Here is a 17,381-nt window from a genome sequence, read left to right as displayed (position 1 = left end):
TATATTTTAAAAATCAATATTTACACCAAAAATAAATCGCTTAACTAAAGGATATTGGCCAAATCCACCTGAAAGACCATTACCCCCTTCCGGATCACCAAAAGGTACCGATGACCATGTATATAAATTTTGCCCGGACAGACTAAATCTCATAGCTTGAATTTTTAGTGCTTTTTTTAAGAATTCAGATTCTAGATTGTAACCTAAACTAACATTCTGAAGTTTTAAATATGAAGACTCTACAGTTGTTACATTACTTCTTGAATTATACCCCCCTTGTGATGGTGCTGTATAGCCAAAAGCAGGAAATGCTGCATTTTGGTTTTCTGGACTCCATCTATCCAGATGTACCGTTTTTCCTTCTAATAAGGTTATGTTGAAATTAGGAAGTAAATTACTCGAAGCGTATGACACACCTTCTTTACCAAAAAATCGTACACTTAAGTTGAATCCTTTATAATTAAGCGAACCATTAAAAGCATAAACAACCTCTGGTTGGTTAGTACCTTTAAGGGGTATATTGTCTTCTCCATCGGATCCTCCTTCAATTACACCATCACCATCAAAATCGGCATAGGCATAATGCCCAGGAAATCTTTTTATACTATTAAATACAGGACTATTAATAGCTTCTTCAAAAGTATTGATATAACCATTACTTTGGAGCCCTTTCAACCAGCCTATAGGTTTGCCCTCTTGTTTCTGATAATAGGGCCTAGTCACCTCATCTCCAGCATATATGATACGGCTGTCTGCCAGTGTAAAATGACCTCCGACAGAATACGTTAAACCACCAGGGGTAAGATGTCTGTAATTAGCCTGAAACTCAATACCATGATTTTTAGCTTGCCCTAAATTCACCTTGGCTGCGCCTACTTTATAAGCATCTTTGCCACTACCAACAGATGGTTGATAATAAGAAGGAAGTGGGAGCCTAATTAAAATACCTTCACGTCTTTCTTTATATAAATCAATCCCCAAAGTGAGTTCGTAATCAAACAACTTTATATCAAACCCTAAATTTTGTTTGATAGCTGTTTCCCAGGTAGCGTTAGGACTCGGTATTTCACTTTCAATTGTTCTTGGTATTTCGTCTTGAAATGGAAACCCGAATCGTGCATATCCAAATTTCTGATCAATACTTTCATAACCTCCTAAATAAAGGAAGCGTTCACTATTACTTACTCCACCTTCGCCATAATTATATCTTACTTTCAAAGTATTTAACCAAGAGATATTATCTTTAATAAATTTTTCTTTAGCAATATCCCAGCCAACAGAACCTCCTGGAAAAAACCCATAGCGCTTACCAGGTGCATAGGCTTCCGTTCCATTATAAGCTGCTGTTAACTTTAATAAATATTTACCATTATAATTATACGATAGTATACCTGCCCAATCTTCGCCATAAGCAGCTAGGCTTGATACATTAATTTCGTTTTCTCTACGATTAAAAACACCAGTAGCAGCAATATTATGATCTCCAAAGCTACGTTGGTAATCCAGTTTAAACTCATAATATATATTCCTTTTAACCTCCCTAAAATCTTCACCACCTGTGCTATGAAATAACGGATTAGTTGAATTATATGATTGTGATGATTGTGTTCTCCATTCTCCCTGAATAACATCATATAACCATAAATGTGGTCTGTATCTCTCAACTTTTCTATATAAAAACGCTGTACTGTAATTAAATTTTCCTGACACACTTAAACCGGTTGTAATAAAATCAAGCTTCTGGTTTAAGTTTAATTGAAAATCTACAACATCTCTCCTAAATTTTCTCATCCCCTTGTAATTAAGGTCTGTATAAGGGTTATTCAGAGATGGCCCTTCTGCATTAGCAGACGCTAAACGTATACTGGGAGGGTAAGGAGACAAAGGGTCTGGAAATTCATTTAAAAACTCCGCAGGATAATATGTAGGAAAAACATATGGAGGTGCTTGATCAAGGAATTTAAATAAGTTACTAAATTCGTTTCTATCTGTTTCTACGTCTGGGGTTTTTCTAATATCAGAACGCCCGGAGATGTCTACAGATAATTTTGTTGATTCACTAATTTCGAAATCCAGATTCGTTCTGAAATTAATCTTATCATAAGTAAACTCGGGATCATAATAGCCATTAAAATCCTCTGTCTTTAAAATATCCCCTATGTGATTAATACTTAGCGCACTAAAATATTTCACAAATTTGGTTCCACCAGAAACATTCACTCTAGCATTAGACTCCCAACCAATGTCCTTTACCAGAGCATCATACCAATCAACATCAGGATAAGCATAAATGTTCCTGTTTGGATCTAAAAACGTGTCTATATAACGTTGTGGCCTCAAATTATTATAATCTCCAGCATTTTTTATAGCTTCTTGTCCTAAAGTTAAAACATCATATGATGATAATTTTTGTGGGATATCAGAGATAACCTTTGCGGTAACACCAGCTCCTACGGTTATTTTTGGTGCTCCTTCTCGACCTCTATTTGTTGTAATAATGATTACCCCGTTAGCTCCACGAACACCGTACACAGCTGTTGAAGCTGCATCTTTTAAAACAGATATCGATGCTATTTCACCAGGATCTAACTGAGAAAATCCGCCAGTAGCCTCAATACCATCAATTAATATAAGGGGTGAATTAGCCCCATCTCCATCATCAAACGTCGATACGCCTCGTATTGTAATTTGAGCATCGTCGGCTCCAGGTTGTCCCGAAGGAATTTCTGTATAAACACCGGGCAATCGGTCTTGAATGGCCTGACTCATATTAGTAAGTCCCGTGTCTAGTAAATCTCCACCCGAAACAGTAGCTACAGCACTAATAATATTCTTCTTTTTGGTTTTAGTATATCCTAATACTACAACTTCATCTAGAGATTCTAAATCTGGTAATAATGCCACATTAATTTCTGTTTGACCATTAACAGCTATTTCTTGGGATATATAGCCTAAATATGAAAAGGTTAATTTACCCTTAGGATTTATTTCTATGACATAACCTCCATCAAAATCTGCTACGGCTCCTTTTACACCATGCCCCATATCTGTACTAACAATAGTTGCCCCTATCAATGGTTCTCCTTTTTCGTCTGTTACTTTTCCAGAAACCTTAATATTCTGCGCTCCTAACGCTTGCCCTAGAAAGATAAAGCAACTTAAGAAAAATGCTAATCTATATTTCATATGTTTTTATATTAGTTACTTAGTTTTTAAATTATTTTTATTTAATACAATACATTAATCTCTAACTAATCGGATCCCAAACATTCTTCTATATTCGTTACCAAAATCAAAATATTTATATTCAGACAGCTTTATTTCCCAAGAATCTCTACCGCCAGTACCATTTGCCCACATAATTACCCGATCTTTCTCAAGTCCTATTCTAAACCCATTTACATAATTAGGTGATAAGTCGTTGTAACGAAAACCTGCTATAACAAAATTAACCCCGTAAAGATTAGTTCCACCTTCTTGCCAAGTCCCCATAATATCAGCTCTCCTGCCTCCAATATAACTCTGAATGGTAGAGACATCATCATCATTTGGAACACGCCAACCATCTTGTGCTATAAGGGCATTTCTAGGTACCAAACTAGAATATACACGACCATGTGCCCCATCTACCCAAGGTGATGGATAATCAGGCAGGTCTTCTGGATGATCATCGTAATATAATTCTGTTGAAGTAGCTGTAGCTGGCAACTCTACAGGACCTAAAAAAGTTAAATCCGTACCATCGATTAATTTTTTAGTTCTTAAGTTTTCAGTCATCCAAATCTGTGTTCCTACGCGAACCCATGGATATTCATTGACTTCTTGAGCTCTAGTATCTGTGTATGTTCCTGTCATTTGAGGCGTAAAAGCCACTGGAAATGAATTGGTTTCACCACCACTACCATCTTTAGCAACGACAAGTACATAATATGTTTTTATATCTGTTAAATCACTTGGGATATCGGCATTTGTAATCTGGAACTGGGTTTCTGTGATATCACTGGCCAGTTTTTTCACCGGTGGATTAACGGTATCTACATACACATCATAGGTAGTTGCACCATCTGCAGCATTCCAAATCAACAATTCATCGAGTGATAATACATCTTGTACCTCAAATTCTTGAATAATCGGGAATCCTGGACTAGCTCCAATAGCCGAAAATCCAAAAATATCTGATTCTGTAAAATTGCCTGAAGGATCTTTTGCCACTACATACCAATAATAGCCTGAATTAATATCTAATGATGATGTTGTAAATTCGCTCGTGGTTACTGTTGCTACTAAGGTAGTAGGCGTATTTGATTTATCTAAATATACATCGTAACTTACAGGATCACCTTCTGGGTCGGTAACATCATCCCAATCTAATACAATACCAGACATAACACCAGATTTATTAACTGGGGCTACTAACATTGGCTCATCAGGAGCACCAGTCCTTAGCTTTTTAAAAGAACGAATATCACTGGATGAGCTATTTATTAAGTCCGTTGCATCTACTTTCCAATAATAATCCTCTCCAATTTCTAATGTTGCTGCATCGAAATTAAATGACGTACTCCCATCCTCTATAGTTGCTATAATTTCTGTAGGTGGATTGGTCTTTCCTAAGAATACATTATAGCTTATTACCTCTCCCTCTCCCGCAGGAACAGGTTCCCACTCAAAATTTAGGACATCACGAACAAAAGAATCTACTTGTGGACTCGATAATACTGGACTATCAGGAGCTGGAATAGACATAAATCTCCAAAGTTCGCTTTCCTTTTCTTGAAGACCATTTTTTGCAACCACCTTCCAATAATACACCTCATCTTTAAGAAGCTTATAATCAGTTAAGCTATAATTTGTTTCTTTGAGGTTTTCAGCTTGTACAAATAATTTTGTGCTATCTAATCCTAAGTAAAAATCAAATTTCAAAGGTCTTTCATCTGGATCGGACGCTTCCCACTCAAACGAAGGTGCTATATCTATACCATTCGTTTTATCTGCAGGTGATACTAACGTCACATTTGGTTTTTTTTCAACAAATGCATCATCATCTTCACACGATATTAAGGGTATAAAAACTACGACCACAATTAATAAAAGGATCTTATTTATGTATTTCATAATATTATGTATTTAAAATTCTTTTTAACTTAATCTCTAACTAATCGGATTCCAAACATTCTATTATGTTCGTTACCAAAATCAAAAAATTTATATTCAGACAGTTTTATTTCCCAAGAGTCTTTACCACCAGAACCATCTGCCCACATAATTACCCTATCTTTCTCAAGTCCTGTTCTAAACCCATTTACATAACTAGCTGCTAAGTTGTTGTAGCGAAAACCTGCTATAACAAAGTTAACTCCGTAAAGATTAGTTCCGCCATCTTGCCAAGTCCCCATAATATCAGCTCTCCTACCTCCAACATAACTCTGAATGGTAGAGATATCACTATCTTTTGGAACATGCCACCCTTCTGGAGCTATAAGAGTATTTCTAGGTACCAAACTAGAATACACACGACCATGTGCCCCATCTACCCAAGGCGATGGATAACCAGACAGACCTTCTGGGTGGTCATCGTAATATAGTTCTGTTGACGTAGAGGTCGTTGGCAACACTACAGGGCCTACGAAAATTAAATCTGTCCCATCGGTTAATTTTTTAGTTCTTAAGTTTTCAGTCATCCAAATCTGTGTTCCTAAACGAACCCACGGATATTCAATGACCTCTTGACCTCTAGTATCTGTGTATGTTCCTGTCATCTGAGGAATAAAAGATATTATTTGAGATTCTGTTTCTCCATCTATATTTTTGGCTACAACACGTGCATAATAAGTTTTAACATCTGTTATATCGCTAGGAATATCACTATTTTTAACCATATATTGGGTTTCCGTCACATCACTAGCCACTTTTGTAACGGGAGGGTTTACTGTATCTATATAAACATCAACCGAAGCGGCTCCTAATACACTACCCCAAACTAAGGATTCATCTAATGACAAAGTCCCATCTACTACCTCTTCATTTAATAAAGGTGCTGCTGGACCTGTTGATCCTAAATAGTCAAAACTTAAAATCTCTGTACTATAGGAATTACCAGAACCATCTTTAGCTACAACATTCCAAAAATATCTCATATTTGGTACTAATGATGCCGTTGCATTATATTCAGAATCACCTGAGAAACTAGTTATTTTATTTACAGGAGGGTTGGCTGTATCTAGATATACATCATACACTACTGTTTCTCCTTCAGGATCTGATGAGTCTGTCCAATCCAATATAACATCTCCATCAGCCGCAAAAATTAATTCTTCATTTAAAGGAGAAATACTTGAAGGTAAATCTGGATAACCTTCCAATAATTTTTTGACTGTTTTTATTTCGCTAGATGCTGTAGTTTGTAAATCAGCCACTTCTACTTTCCAATAGTATGTTTCAAGATGTTCTAACTGTGATGCATCGTAATTAAAAGAAGCGGCATCTTCTACAGTCCCAATTACTTCAGTAGGAGGATTATCTTTTCCTAAATACACATTATATTTTAAAGTTTCACCTACAGCTGGTGACGAGGTTTCCCATTCAAAATTAATCGCATCTCTAACAAAAGGCCCAGGACTTAATGTTAAAGGTGCAAGAATCGTAGGAGCTGTAGTAAAACTCCAAACTTCACTCTCATTTTCGTGTATACCATCTTTAGCCACTACTTTCCAATAATAAGTTACATCGCCCTTCATTACTGTATTATTAGTAATCTTATATTCAAGAGTTTTTATATTTTCTGCTCTTAATCCTAATTTGGTTTCATCTGTTCCAATATAAAAATCATATTTTAAGTTCTCTGGATTTGTACCTGAAGCATCCCAAGTAAACGTTGGATTAAAGCCTATGCCTTCAACGCCGTCTGTTGGCGTTTGTATAGAAATTTCAATGGTTGGGAAAACAACACTTTTGTTATCATCATCTTCACAAGAGGCTATGAAAACAAACAATGACAACATACTTAATAGAAAAAGATTTCCTATGTGTTTCATAATTATTTGATTTAGTTTAAATTAAATTTAGTTTATGCAATCCTTTATTATTACAATTACCTTTAACGTTACATTAGTATATTTTTAACATTAAGGTGTATTTGTTTTAATATATTTGTCTATACAATTATTGCTATTGGTCATTTAGCAATCTGTAAATCAATATCAGACTCAAGTATTCTTGTTCAAATATTGCATTTAATTGCTTTTTATAGCGTGTACAAATATTCCTTTTTACTCTATTTTTTGTTCAATCCCTTATAAATAGTGATGAAATAGCCATAATTAGGTCATAATTTGTTCATTCAAAACAAGAACCATCTATAATCCTTTTATTGTCGTACTATTTTAACTTTGAGTTTACCTTAACCATATTTATTTTTGGTTATGTGAAAAGATACCCATAGCCATATTGCTGATGTAATATCTTGAAAATTTCAGTAATAATACTGTTTTAAAAGATTAAGAAACTTCTGCTCCAATCTATTTTGCTGTTACTAACTAAAGCCATTAATTAGCATCTCTAAAAGTACTTCTGAAATTTTTTGAAGATTATACTTTTCTGTTAACAACATACCTCTTAAAAAATTGAAAGGCATCTATTTAAATCTAAAAAACAGATCGAAACTCTCGCTAATATAAAAAAGAGGCTTAAAAGCCTCTTTATTATTATTACATAGCCTATATCAAATAAACGATTAGCTAAATGGGTTACATAAATATAGCATTACCCAATGAATATAAAATCTATTTAGCACCTGGAAATGTAACTCTTCGTAAAACAGTACAACCTTCAGGAACTAATTTTACTTTTTTGGACTCTCCATTAATATCTAGCAAGTTGCCTTCTAAGTATACAGGACTCTTAAACCAAGGTTTAGAGATGTCTGCATTTGGAATTTCCTTTAGAGAAAATTCAGTGTCTTTATCTATTGCGTAATCCCATCCTGTTTTATCTAAGGTATTAACTTCATACCTGTAATATCCTGTATTATTATACTCCAGTGTTTTTTCTAATTCGTAGGGAAAAGGCAATGCATATACTAAAGGTCCTCTCTGTAAAAAATATCCTGAGCGTGGAACGCTTTTTGAAATAGGTTGATCTATTTTTTTTACTTCAAATGGAAATTTAATTTTCACCACATCTCCATTTTTCCAGTTTTTGTGTAGGTTAATAAAATCTGAATCTTTTGTTTTTACAATCGTTTCATCTTCATTTACAATTATTATATCATCAGCACCTTCAGGGATTCTCAGTTTAAAATCGAAAGCTAATGGTTTATCAACATGCAACTTAAATGTAATCTCATCTGAAAATGGATAATTAGTTATTTCTTCTATTCTTACTTTAACTCCCTCTATCTCAATTTCTACAGTAGTAGGCCCATAATACATCGAAACCACACCTGGTTTATCAGCAGTTTTCATCCACATTCCATCAATAAAATAGGGTAAAATCCGTGAAGCACTAGTTACACAACAAACTGCTCCTTGATCAAAATGATTTGGATCAAATTTATCATCACACTTCGCTCTATTCGCATCGTAAGCGAGACGTCCACCATGTTCACAACTATTAATTTCTACACGATTATCATTAGATAAATACTGAAGTGCTGCTAAATCTGGTAAACGCGCACCTTGAGCTGAATTAAATACGACACGTTCTACCATATCTCCTACTGAAACGTTTCCAGAAATACTAGCGACTCTATTTAAAGAGAAAACAAGTTCTGGCAGGGCACAATACTCACGATAAGTATCTGCGGTTCCTTCTCTGCCTTTAACATCTTCATCACCAACAATACCGCCACCAGGAGTAAAATGATACCAAGCCTTTTTAATTGCCATATCTGATGCCTTTTTAACATCTTCGCCACCAGTTATTGCTGCCATTAAATGGGGCATGTACATGCCCTCTACAATATGAGGTGTATGTGCTTGAAATTTCAAATTCTCATCCAAAAGATTTTTAATAGTCATCTCATCATCCTTAGTTGGAGATTCATTAAAGTCTGCATAAAATCTTACAGCAAAATCGCCATAGATTTGCTTACCTGTAATGCGATACAACCATTCCAATATATCAAAGAAACCTACAGAATGACTAATTCCAGAACCTTTCTGAATATTTGGATGCGCAAAATGAGTGCTTTTGTCATATTTCTGAATAGATAAACTAACTGCGCGTTCTACAGCTTCCAAAAAACGAGGGTCATTGGTATATTCGTACCATGCTAACATGGGCGACATAATACGGCTTTGAACCCATAATTCGCCATTATCACCTGAATGGTTAAAACGAGTATCCAGTTCATCGCCATCTTTATACATACCTATATAACCATCTTCACCTTGATATTCTAACAAGCGCTCCATCCATCCTTCTGCTCGTTTTAAAACTTCTTTGTTATTACTTTGAATAGCCATTCGTAGCATACCATCTTTCAAATATCCTTCTTCCTCTGCTCCCCACCAAGTTCCCAATTTAGGGTAGCCTGGATATTTTTCGATAGAGTTTACCCGTTTTGCATTAAACACATCTTGATCAATATACGGGCATATTTCATGAAAACTAGATAAATATCCTTCACTAAGGTCTATATTCATTTGCTCTAGCATCCAACCAGTTGCTTTTACTTGTCCTACTTCTAACAATTCATACTTTGGTTGATACTTAGAAATTGTTTCCTTTTTTGAATTCGATTCTTGGCAACTCGATGCGAGAAGAACGAAAAGGCTTAAGAAAATGACTGATTTAAAGGTTTCTTTTAACATTTTAATTAACTTTTTGGTTTTATATTATGTTTTTATTATTCTGGCCTCAACATTCTTACTCGCTCAGGTTTTGGCATATAAAAATTGGAAGGAAATGCCTTTTTACCAATCCATCCCATTCCAGAAAAAGTCTTCACTATTTCTCCTGAAGCAAGGTTTACTTTTACTTTATGCTCCTTTGAAAGATTAAGATGTACTCCAGTAACGATATTCTCTGCCGGAATAACCTTAAGTGTACCACCTTTCTTAACAACTTTACAGTTCCAAGTAATTAAACTTCCGTCCGTACGTTCTAACACGTAGGCAGAAGTTAAACACACCTCTTCCATACTTTTAAAAATCTCGTGAACATCATTATTACAGCTCCAACCATTTATACGAGGATACCCCCATACAATCGTATCGCCAGACTCTGGTTTATTAAAATCGCTAACCATATCTACATATTGCTCACCTATAACAGTCTCATAATATTCACCTTTATTAGGTGTTTTAGGATTCGGACGTAATAATTCAACCTCACAATAAGGATCTGAAACAAAAGCCCAACGCAACTTCCCTGATTTAGAATCGATAACTTGAACACAGGCACCAATGGCATTCATAACATCTGTGAGGTATTTTTCATCACCTGTTAATTGATACAAATACCATATTCCATAAATTCTCCATGCACTCCATCCATGTGGAGAGTTAATCATATTTCGCTTTTTATTTTCCAGAACATCATATTGAGCCTCCCAAAATCGAATACTCCCGCCATTCATACGAGAATCAGGGATAATAGATTGTTCTAATGGGCGGTGTTTTTCTGCCATCATAGCCGCAGCTTCGGTATAGTGTTTTTTTAATGCCGGATCTTCTTGCATCATGGCAAACATTGAAATTTGAGTTGCACTACAGCTAATCATTCCATCTTCAAAAGTCTGCTGACCTTCAGTCATAATATTATCTTTCTTTTTCACCAAATAATCAATAGCACGTTTAACAGATAGCCAATGTTTTTCGTAATACATTTTCCAAGTAGGGTCATTAAGAAATTTTTTCTCTGCTATGATTAATTCCATCATCGATTTTACAGGATAGAAAATCGCTGAATAATCTGCATAATCCCCATTTTCATATTGAAAAGTCATAAGAATAGTAGCCAATCCACGAGCTCGTTCTAGATAATAGATATTTTTAGTAGCTTCATAAGCATCTACCAATACACTTATCATTTGAGCTGTATTTGCCACTTTACGCATTTCATACATGAACTTCGGTACATTTGTGTCCTCATCCCATTGTAAGGATAATATCGTATTCAAACGCTCTTCTATTGCTTTATCTACCTCTGGTTTTTTACTGTATTTTTGGGCAAGCAATCCAGAATGTAACCCTAGCCAGTTTTCAAGATGAGAAGCTGCATACTGCTCATAAACAACAGATGCATCGCGTGCTTTATCCAGATACCATGAATAGTTCTGGCGTGCTGTTAAAGAAGCTTCTGCTACTTTATTATTCGCATCTTTTACTCTTAACTTATAAACCCCTATGCCATCATTTAACTCATATTTAAGCTTGTATGTATTATTCACTTTTTTACCTAAACTTATTTTCTTCACTTTACCAGAAGGCGTCGTAATTGTTGCTGTTGCCTTTCCAGATGTAAATACTTTTAGTTTAACCGCTTGATTTGACATCACTGTATAACTTTCAGCATCAATCATAGGAGCGGCAATAGTGCTAGCTAAAACCGGTTTTACGTCTTGTACATTTGCTACAGGTTTCAAGAAAAATGTCCATGTTTTGGATTCATTAGGTTTTAATACGGTTAGGTTTTGCGGATGCCGTACAGGTAATGGTAACTTATGCATCAAATCTAAACGATAAGAATAAATTAGGTGACCTCCTTTTCCTCGCCAGTGGGTTGGATCATAATATTCCATTTGCCAAGAAGCAACAGGTTCATTGGTTCCCATAGCTAAAACATCACCTACACCATTCATTACATAACCCCAGAAATGAGATGCTTCACAACGAAGTAACGTAGGAAAAAAAATGTGATTCCACTTAGGAAAACTGTCTAATTCTGTATTTACACCAGGCTTTAAAGTTAAAATAGGATTCTTAATAGCTATATCCAATTTGTTTTTTACCGTTGCTTTTACAACAAACGCCCCATTTTTTATACGGTATTTAAGTGTGTATTTTAATGTATCTGTTTCTCCTTTAAAGGATAATTCTTCATTATTTATAGCCTTTTTATTTACAATAAGTCGTTTTTCATTAAAGAAAAGCGCAGGCCCCTTCATGAGTTCATCTTTACGAAAATCTACATCTGTTTCTCCTCGCTCTCCCTCGTAAGTAAATGATGTTACAATACCCGCATCATTTACTTTAATATTAATATTATCTTTATTTAAGAGATTCTGACTGTACAGGTTACAGGAAATAGAAGCTAAAACCAGCACGAATAAACTTATTTTTTTCATTATTTTTATTTGATTAGTAGATTTTTATTATTTAAGGAATATTTCACGTATCAAAACATTACGATATATAACTTCAGCACCTTCTGCTTGTAATGCAATATATCCTGAATCCAGAGGTGTTTTACTATCTTTTTTTGTACTTAATTTAAAACGATTAACCAATTGTCCGTTTACAAAATATTTCGCAGAATTACCACGAACTTCAATACGAACCTGATTCCATCCTTCTTTTTCACTCATCAGATATCGTTTTGAATTCTTTGAGTATTTATCAGACACCTCCATAGGAATATCTTTCCCATCTGGTCCGATAGGAATTGCATGACTACCCAAAATCCAAAGATCTCCAGTATCATTCTCTTGAATCTGACATTCTAAAGATCGTGGAAAGGTTTTTGGCTTATAATCATAAACATGGAATAGGATACCTGCATCACGCACCATTTCATGTCGAGGGTAAAATTTACGTTTACCCCACTTGTATTCAAGTTTTAAATCATAATTTGAATAGGATTTTTTAGTGGCTATGACAGCAAATGGAGCAACTTTATCAGTCCACTTATATAAAACAGAAATGCTATCGCCTTTAAATTCAAAAATATCGTTTAACTGAACATCATTTTTGTAACCATTCTTTTTAGCAATATGCATCTCATATTCATCATTAAACAATGGTTTCCAACATTGACTTCCTTCCTTAATTACTTCAGAGGTATTAGTTCTAGTAATAATGGGACCATTTTCAACAACTTTTCCTGTATTAATTTGTTTAGTGGTTCCCGGCATACTTTTAACACCCTTAAAAAACTCTTTTATTGCCATACGATAATGATTTTTATCTGGCATTGAGCTACGATAATCATCAAGATATAGTCCTATTTTATTAAAAGGAATTTCTGGAAGATCTCTTCTTTGTTTTTTGAATTGTAAATCGAGTTTGCTATAATCCATAAAATAATCTGGACTGATAACTTTCTCATTATTAATGATTGATTTGTTCTGTGATTCTGGCGAAAATCGCGACCATACTGCCTTGTCTCCACGACTATTTCCATAATACATATTGCCACTAACGATACATCTAATTGGCCACATGTACCCATTTTCACCTTTATCATTCATCACTAGTGCAAGACGTGGATATTTACTAATCCAAGGTTCATTATTCCACCCATTTTTTCCCGTAATTTTTTCTGCATTTCCTAGATAATCTTCTTTTAGACCTTTATTATTATGATTAGAGTTTGCATTGATATCCTCTTGAAGATCGAACTTTCTTTTAGAGCTATTTGCTACATTATAAACTCCTAAAGCGCCTTCAAGAAAAACATTGTCGCGAATTACATGACCACTACCTCCGTTCATAAATATCCCTTTCTCTGCCGACTTGTAAAAAATATTTCCTGTTAAAATTGAACCTGCCTGAAGATCATCTAGATGAATACCTGCCCTAGTTACCTTTCCAGGAACATTAATTAAATGATGAAAAAAATTATGGCGATATGCTGTTCCATATCCAACAAGGTCTGCCCCCGCGTACATAGCACCGCCATCACCTTCATCGTAACCAATATTAAAAAATTCGTTTCGTTCTATTATATGTTCATTCCCACGAATCATCATAGCTTGACCGATTGAATTATGCGCCAAATTGTTTGTGAAAATATTTCCAACTCCATTAAGTCCAATACCTACTTTTTCATGATTGTATTTTACTTGATAGATATGACAATTTTCAGCATAATTATAAGCAGGAGTGATTTCTTTTGAATTTCTAGTTCCTCCGGAAATATTTACATGCGAATTCAGATCGAATAAATCACATCCACTAACCCCATTATACATTCCTCCATTAATACGAATCCCTTGAGCTGTACAATTATTAATTTTACAACCAGCTATTGTATTGTTTTTTCCTCCATTTACATTAAATACAATTCCTGCGCCTACATTCTTAACATTCAAACCTATAATGGAAACATATTCCGTTTTGTTAAGCGCCATAAAACCTTCGGAATAAGGGAAACCCATCTGTTTAATAACTTCCATTGGTTTTGGAGGATAGATATAAAATCGATTAGTTTTTGTATCAAAATGCCATTCGCCTGGTTCATCCAATTCGCATAATAGTCCATAAACTTTAAAATCTTTCTGTTTATGTTTATCTCCATACCATCCGTATGCAACAACTTGCGATAAATGAATGGTCTCCTTTTTTCCATTTGCAGCAAAAATAGGATGCGATTCCAACAACCAATCGGCAGAAATGAAACCCGTCAACAGATTACGAGTGTTATTGGAATTTATCTCCTTTTCCCATTGATTCCATGAACCTGCCATCTCACTCTCCCGTTTACCAATACCAACTTGTGCGCCTCTAGGCTCTGTAATAGTTCCTTTCCATGCTCTCGGTTTTCCTGATTCCACATAAGGTGGCATACCTGCCCTACCTGAGGCATCACGAGGAATTGCCGGTGGTGAAACCTCCGCTTCTTTGGGTTCATATTTTAATTCTGCATATCCACCGTTTGGATAACAAGAGGGAAGATATATTTCATTATCTATATTGAGATTTAAAACAACTTTCGATGTTAGTTTTTTAATTAATTCTGAATCTGTAATTGTTTTAACCAGTACTTTCTTTTTTGCCGACTTAGCTAACTTTTCCTGCTCTTTTTTGGAAGCAACCTTTTTAAATCCTACTGGTTCAATTTTTTTGCCTCCATCAAAAAACACCTTTTCTCCTGGATAGTTACGAATAATTATCGGTGATTCTTTCGTGCCCACAAATTCAGAACCTAGGTTGATTTGATTATCAATACTATATTTGCCTCCTCTTAAATAAATAGTTAATCCTCCTTTAGGAACTCCATGTGCTTTGATTATTTTACTGGCTTTTAAAATCCCCGCTGGAAAACTTAATGGGGATTCCTTTGTTCCTAAATTATTTATTTTACCATTTGGTGCTATGTAAATAATATTTTCTTCAATGAAATCATTTATAAACCTATTATCAATGGATGAATAGCTACTAAAAAATAATGATATAAAACTAATTACTATTAACAGTTTAAAATTTCTTAAAAATCTCATTTTTATTATTTATTCTTTTTATTTAAGATTGATATATTGAGTGTCTCTTTTTTTCATCATCAATACAATAAATCCAAAACTACAAAATGCCCTTCACCACAGGTATAATAAACTCGTCTGTTTGGTGCATAGATTGTTCATATCTTAAAACAACATACTATTAGGAGTAGATTGAAAAAATTGACAACCTATGTTCCATAACACAAATCCAACTTTAATGATCTAAAGCTTTTTATTTGATTGGTTAACCTCATGCCTACTCTATAGAAATGTTCATTTTAAAATAGACTATTTTAATGGTACACTGGATTTTGGAAAAGCTTTTTGAGCAAGTTCATTTTATTTAGCATAACTACGAGCCTTATCGTCACAACTTCCGTTAATATAATATCTAATATAGGCCCAGACCCCCTATTAGCTTTCCAAGTTTACCTAACTATAAATTCAATATCTATTACTATCGTTGATTTTTTTAATTTAGAGCTTTCTCTTTGTAATAAGGGATCAAGATCAATTGTTGTGTTTAAGCAAAAATTCTGGTCAATCTAAAGAGGGAAGTATTCGAGATGTTTCATGCATCTGTTCAATTTCACATAAGATTAAATACAGAAAGATAATCGATAAGAACATGCCATAGGGTAAGTCCAGACCCTTCGTAAGAATAGATCACAAAAAATTGAAAACCAGGAGCAAGGCATTGGATGGAGCTGTGGAGCGACGCAAATTTTTTGGGGGTTGGTTCTTCTTGAGCGCAGCAAAAGAAGAAATTCCTATCGAAGGGGCGTCTTTTCTTTTGTTACTTTTCTTTGGACGGGCAAAGAAAAGTAAATCATTGAATGGAGTTATTAATAGGGGGCGTTAAATGACTCTTTTGATCTTAAATTGTATTCACAGTAAATATTACTTTATTTCGCACACAACTTTTGAGCATGATCCGTAATAAGCATAAGAGACATGTAGACGATTTGTTATGCTAACTTGCTAGATATTATCAACTTATTTTGGGACGAGACAATACACAAAAAAAGGTTTAAAGCCATAATGGCTTCAAACCTTTTTTATAAATAATTTTGCAAAAAATTATGATTTTATTTTTTAACAATTTTTTGTCTTGTACCATTATCAGCTTGTAATATATAAACGCCAACTGGAAGGTCTGAAATATCAATACTAGACTGAGCTCCAAATGTTTTTAAAAATTTCCCTGTTAGATCGTAAATATCAATTTTATTTACATCAGACAAATTTGAAATATTAATAATCCCATCGGTAGGGTTTGGATGAGTTCCTAATTTTATAATTTCATACTTTGATGTAGATAAAACAGTTGCAGATTGTCTAAAATTATCAATTAAATAGACACTTGCAGGGGCACCTGTACCCCAATAGACGCCACCAGTTCCCCACTGGGCATAATCTGTAATTAGACCTATAGTATTAATAACGCGATCATCAGGTTTGCTAGTCATATCTACTTCGAAAGTATACCAAGTACCCATGGCAGGTACATCATACTCTAAATGAGGACTTTCTATTACGTTGTTTGAACTTTCACTACTACCATTATCAGCATATAGTTTTAATGTAAGCGTTCCTTGTGTTCTATCGGCAATATAAAAATCAAAATAAAAATATTTGCCATTATTTGTTGTACTCTCAGACATAGTAGAAACCTGCAAATTATGCCACTGAGATCCAGCATCACTTGTATACTCTCCTACCTTTGTAGCAGCATTGTTATTTACACCATTAGCAACAGGATTAACAATAATATCACCCCTTACATCATTATGACCTTTTTGACTCTTAAAATCGTCACTATCTGATAAGCCCTCAAAATCCTGTAACATCAATACCTGTCCATAACTTATTATTGCTGTCATGGTTACTATAACTACTGTTAAAAATAGCTTTTTAGTCAATTGTAATTCTTGTTTCATAATTCTTTAGATTTAATTAAAAAATCAGTGAAAGTTAAGCTATATTTAAATTAGATTTA

Annotated in this window: 8 protein-coding genes; 1 reads left to right on the top strand and 7 read right to left on the bottom strand. The window is 34.4% G+C overall.

The window, feature by feature from the left end; genetic code table 11:
- Positions 1-6: 6 nt before the first annotated feature.
- From Q4Q34_RS10530 to Q4Q34_RS10505, 6 genes are all read right to left on the bottom strand, one after another.
- Positions 7-3,186 carry a SusC/RagA family TonB-linked outer membrane protein gene (locus Q4Q34_RS10530; RefSeq protein WP_303318323.1) on the bottom strand — a complete coding sequence of 1,060 codons (3,180 nt, stop codon included), beginning with the start codon at positions 3,184-3,186 and terminating at the stop codon, positions 7-9.
- A 54-nt stretch (positions 3,187-3,240) separates the two neighbouring features.
- A complete protein-coding gene (locus Q4Q34_RS10525) occupies positions 3,241-5,115 on the bottom strand; it encodes an FISUMP domain-containing protein (protein WP_303318324.1) in 1,875 nt (624 codons plus the stop codon).
- Positions 5,116-5,144: 29 nt separating this feature from the next.
- Positions 5,145-7,034 carry an FISUMP domain-containing protein gene (locus Q4Q34_RS10520; protein WP_303318325.1) on the bottom strand — a complete coding sequence of 630 codons (1,890 nt, stop codon included), beginning with the start codon at positions 7,032-7,034 and terminating at the stop codon, positions 5,145-5,147.
- Positions 7,035-7,781: 747 nt separating this feature from the next.
- Positions 7,782-9,812 carry a beta-L-arabinofuranosidase domain-containing protein gene (locus Q4Q34_RS10515; RefSeq protein WP_303318326.1) on the bottom strand — a complete coding sequence of 677 codons (2,031 nt, stop codon included), beginning with the start codon at positions 9,810-9,812 and terminating at the stop codon, positions 7,782-7,784.
- A 35-nt stretch (positions 9,813-9,847) separates the two neighbouring features.
- Complete coding sequence (locus Q4Q34_RS10510; protein WP_303318327.1) at positions 9,848-12,289, bottom strand: hypothetical protein; 2,442 nt, start codon at positions 12,287-12,289, stop codon at positions 9,848-9,850.
- Between the two features lie 27 nt (positions 12,290-12,316).
- On the bottom strand, positions 12,317-15,382 hold the full coding sequence (locus Q4Q34_RS10505; protein ID WP_303318328.1) for a family 16 glycoside hydrolase: 3,066 nt from the start codon (positions 15,380-15,382) through the stop codon (positions 12,317-12,319).
- 676 nt (positions 15,383-16,058) lie between these two features.
- Between Q4Q34_RS10505 and Q4Q34_RS10500 the strand changes: the two genes are divergently transcribed.
- The gene (locus tag Q4Q34_RS10500; RefSeq protein ID WP_303318329.1) at positions 16,059-16,244 is read left to right on the top strand and encodes a hypothetical protein; all 186 of its coding nucleotides are present in this window, start codon (positions 16,059-16,061) and stop codon (positions 16,242-16,244) included.
- Positions 16,245-16,470: 226 nt separating this feature from the next.
- Here the strand turns inward: Q4Q34_RS10500 and Q4Q34_RS10495 are convergent, their stop codons facing one another.
- Entirely contained in the window at positions 16,471-17,322 is an 852-nt protein-coding gene (locus Q4Q34_RS10495) for a T9SS type A sorting domain-containing protein (RefSeq protein ID WP_303318330.1), read from the bottom strand.
- Positions 17,323-17,381 lie beyond the last annotated feature (59 nt).

Source organism: Flavivirga abyssicola (assembly GCF_030540775.2).
Classification (GTDB): domain Bacteria; phylum Bacteroidota; class Bacteroidia; order Flavobacteriales; family Flavobacteriaceae; genus Flavivirga; species Flavivirga abyssicola.
This window is presented reverse-complemented; position numbering and strand designations above follow the sequence as displayed.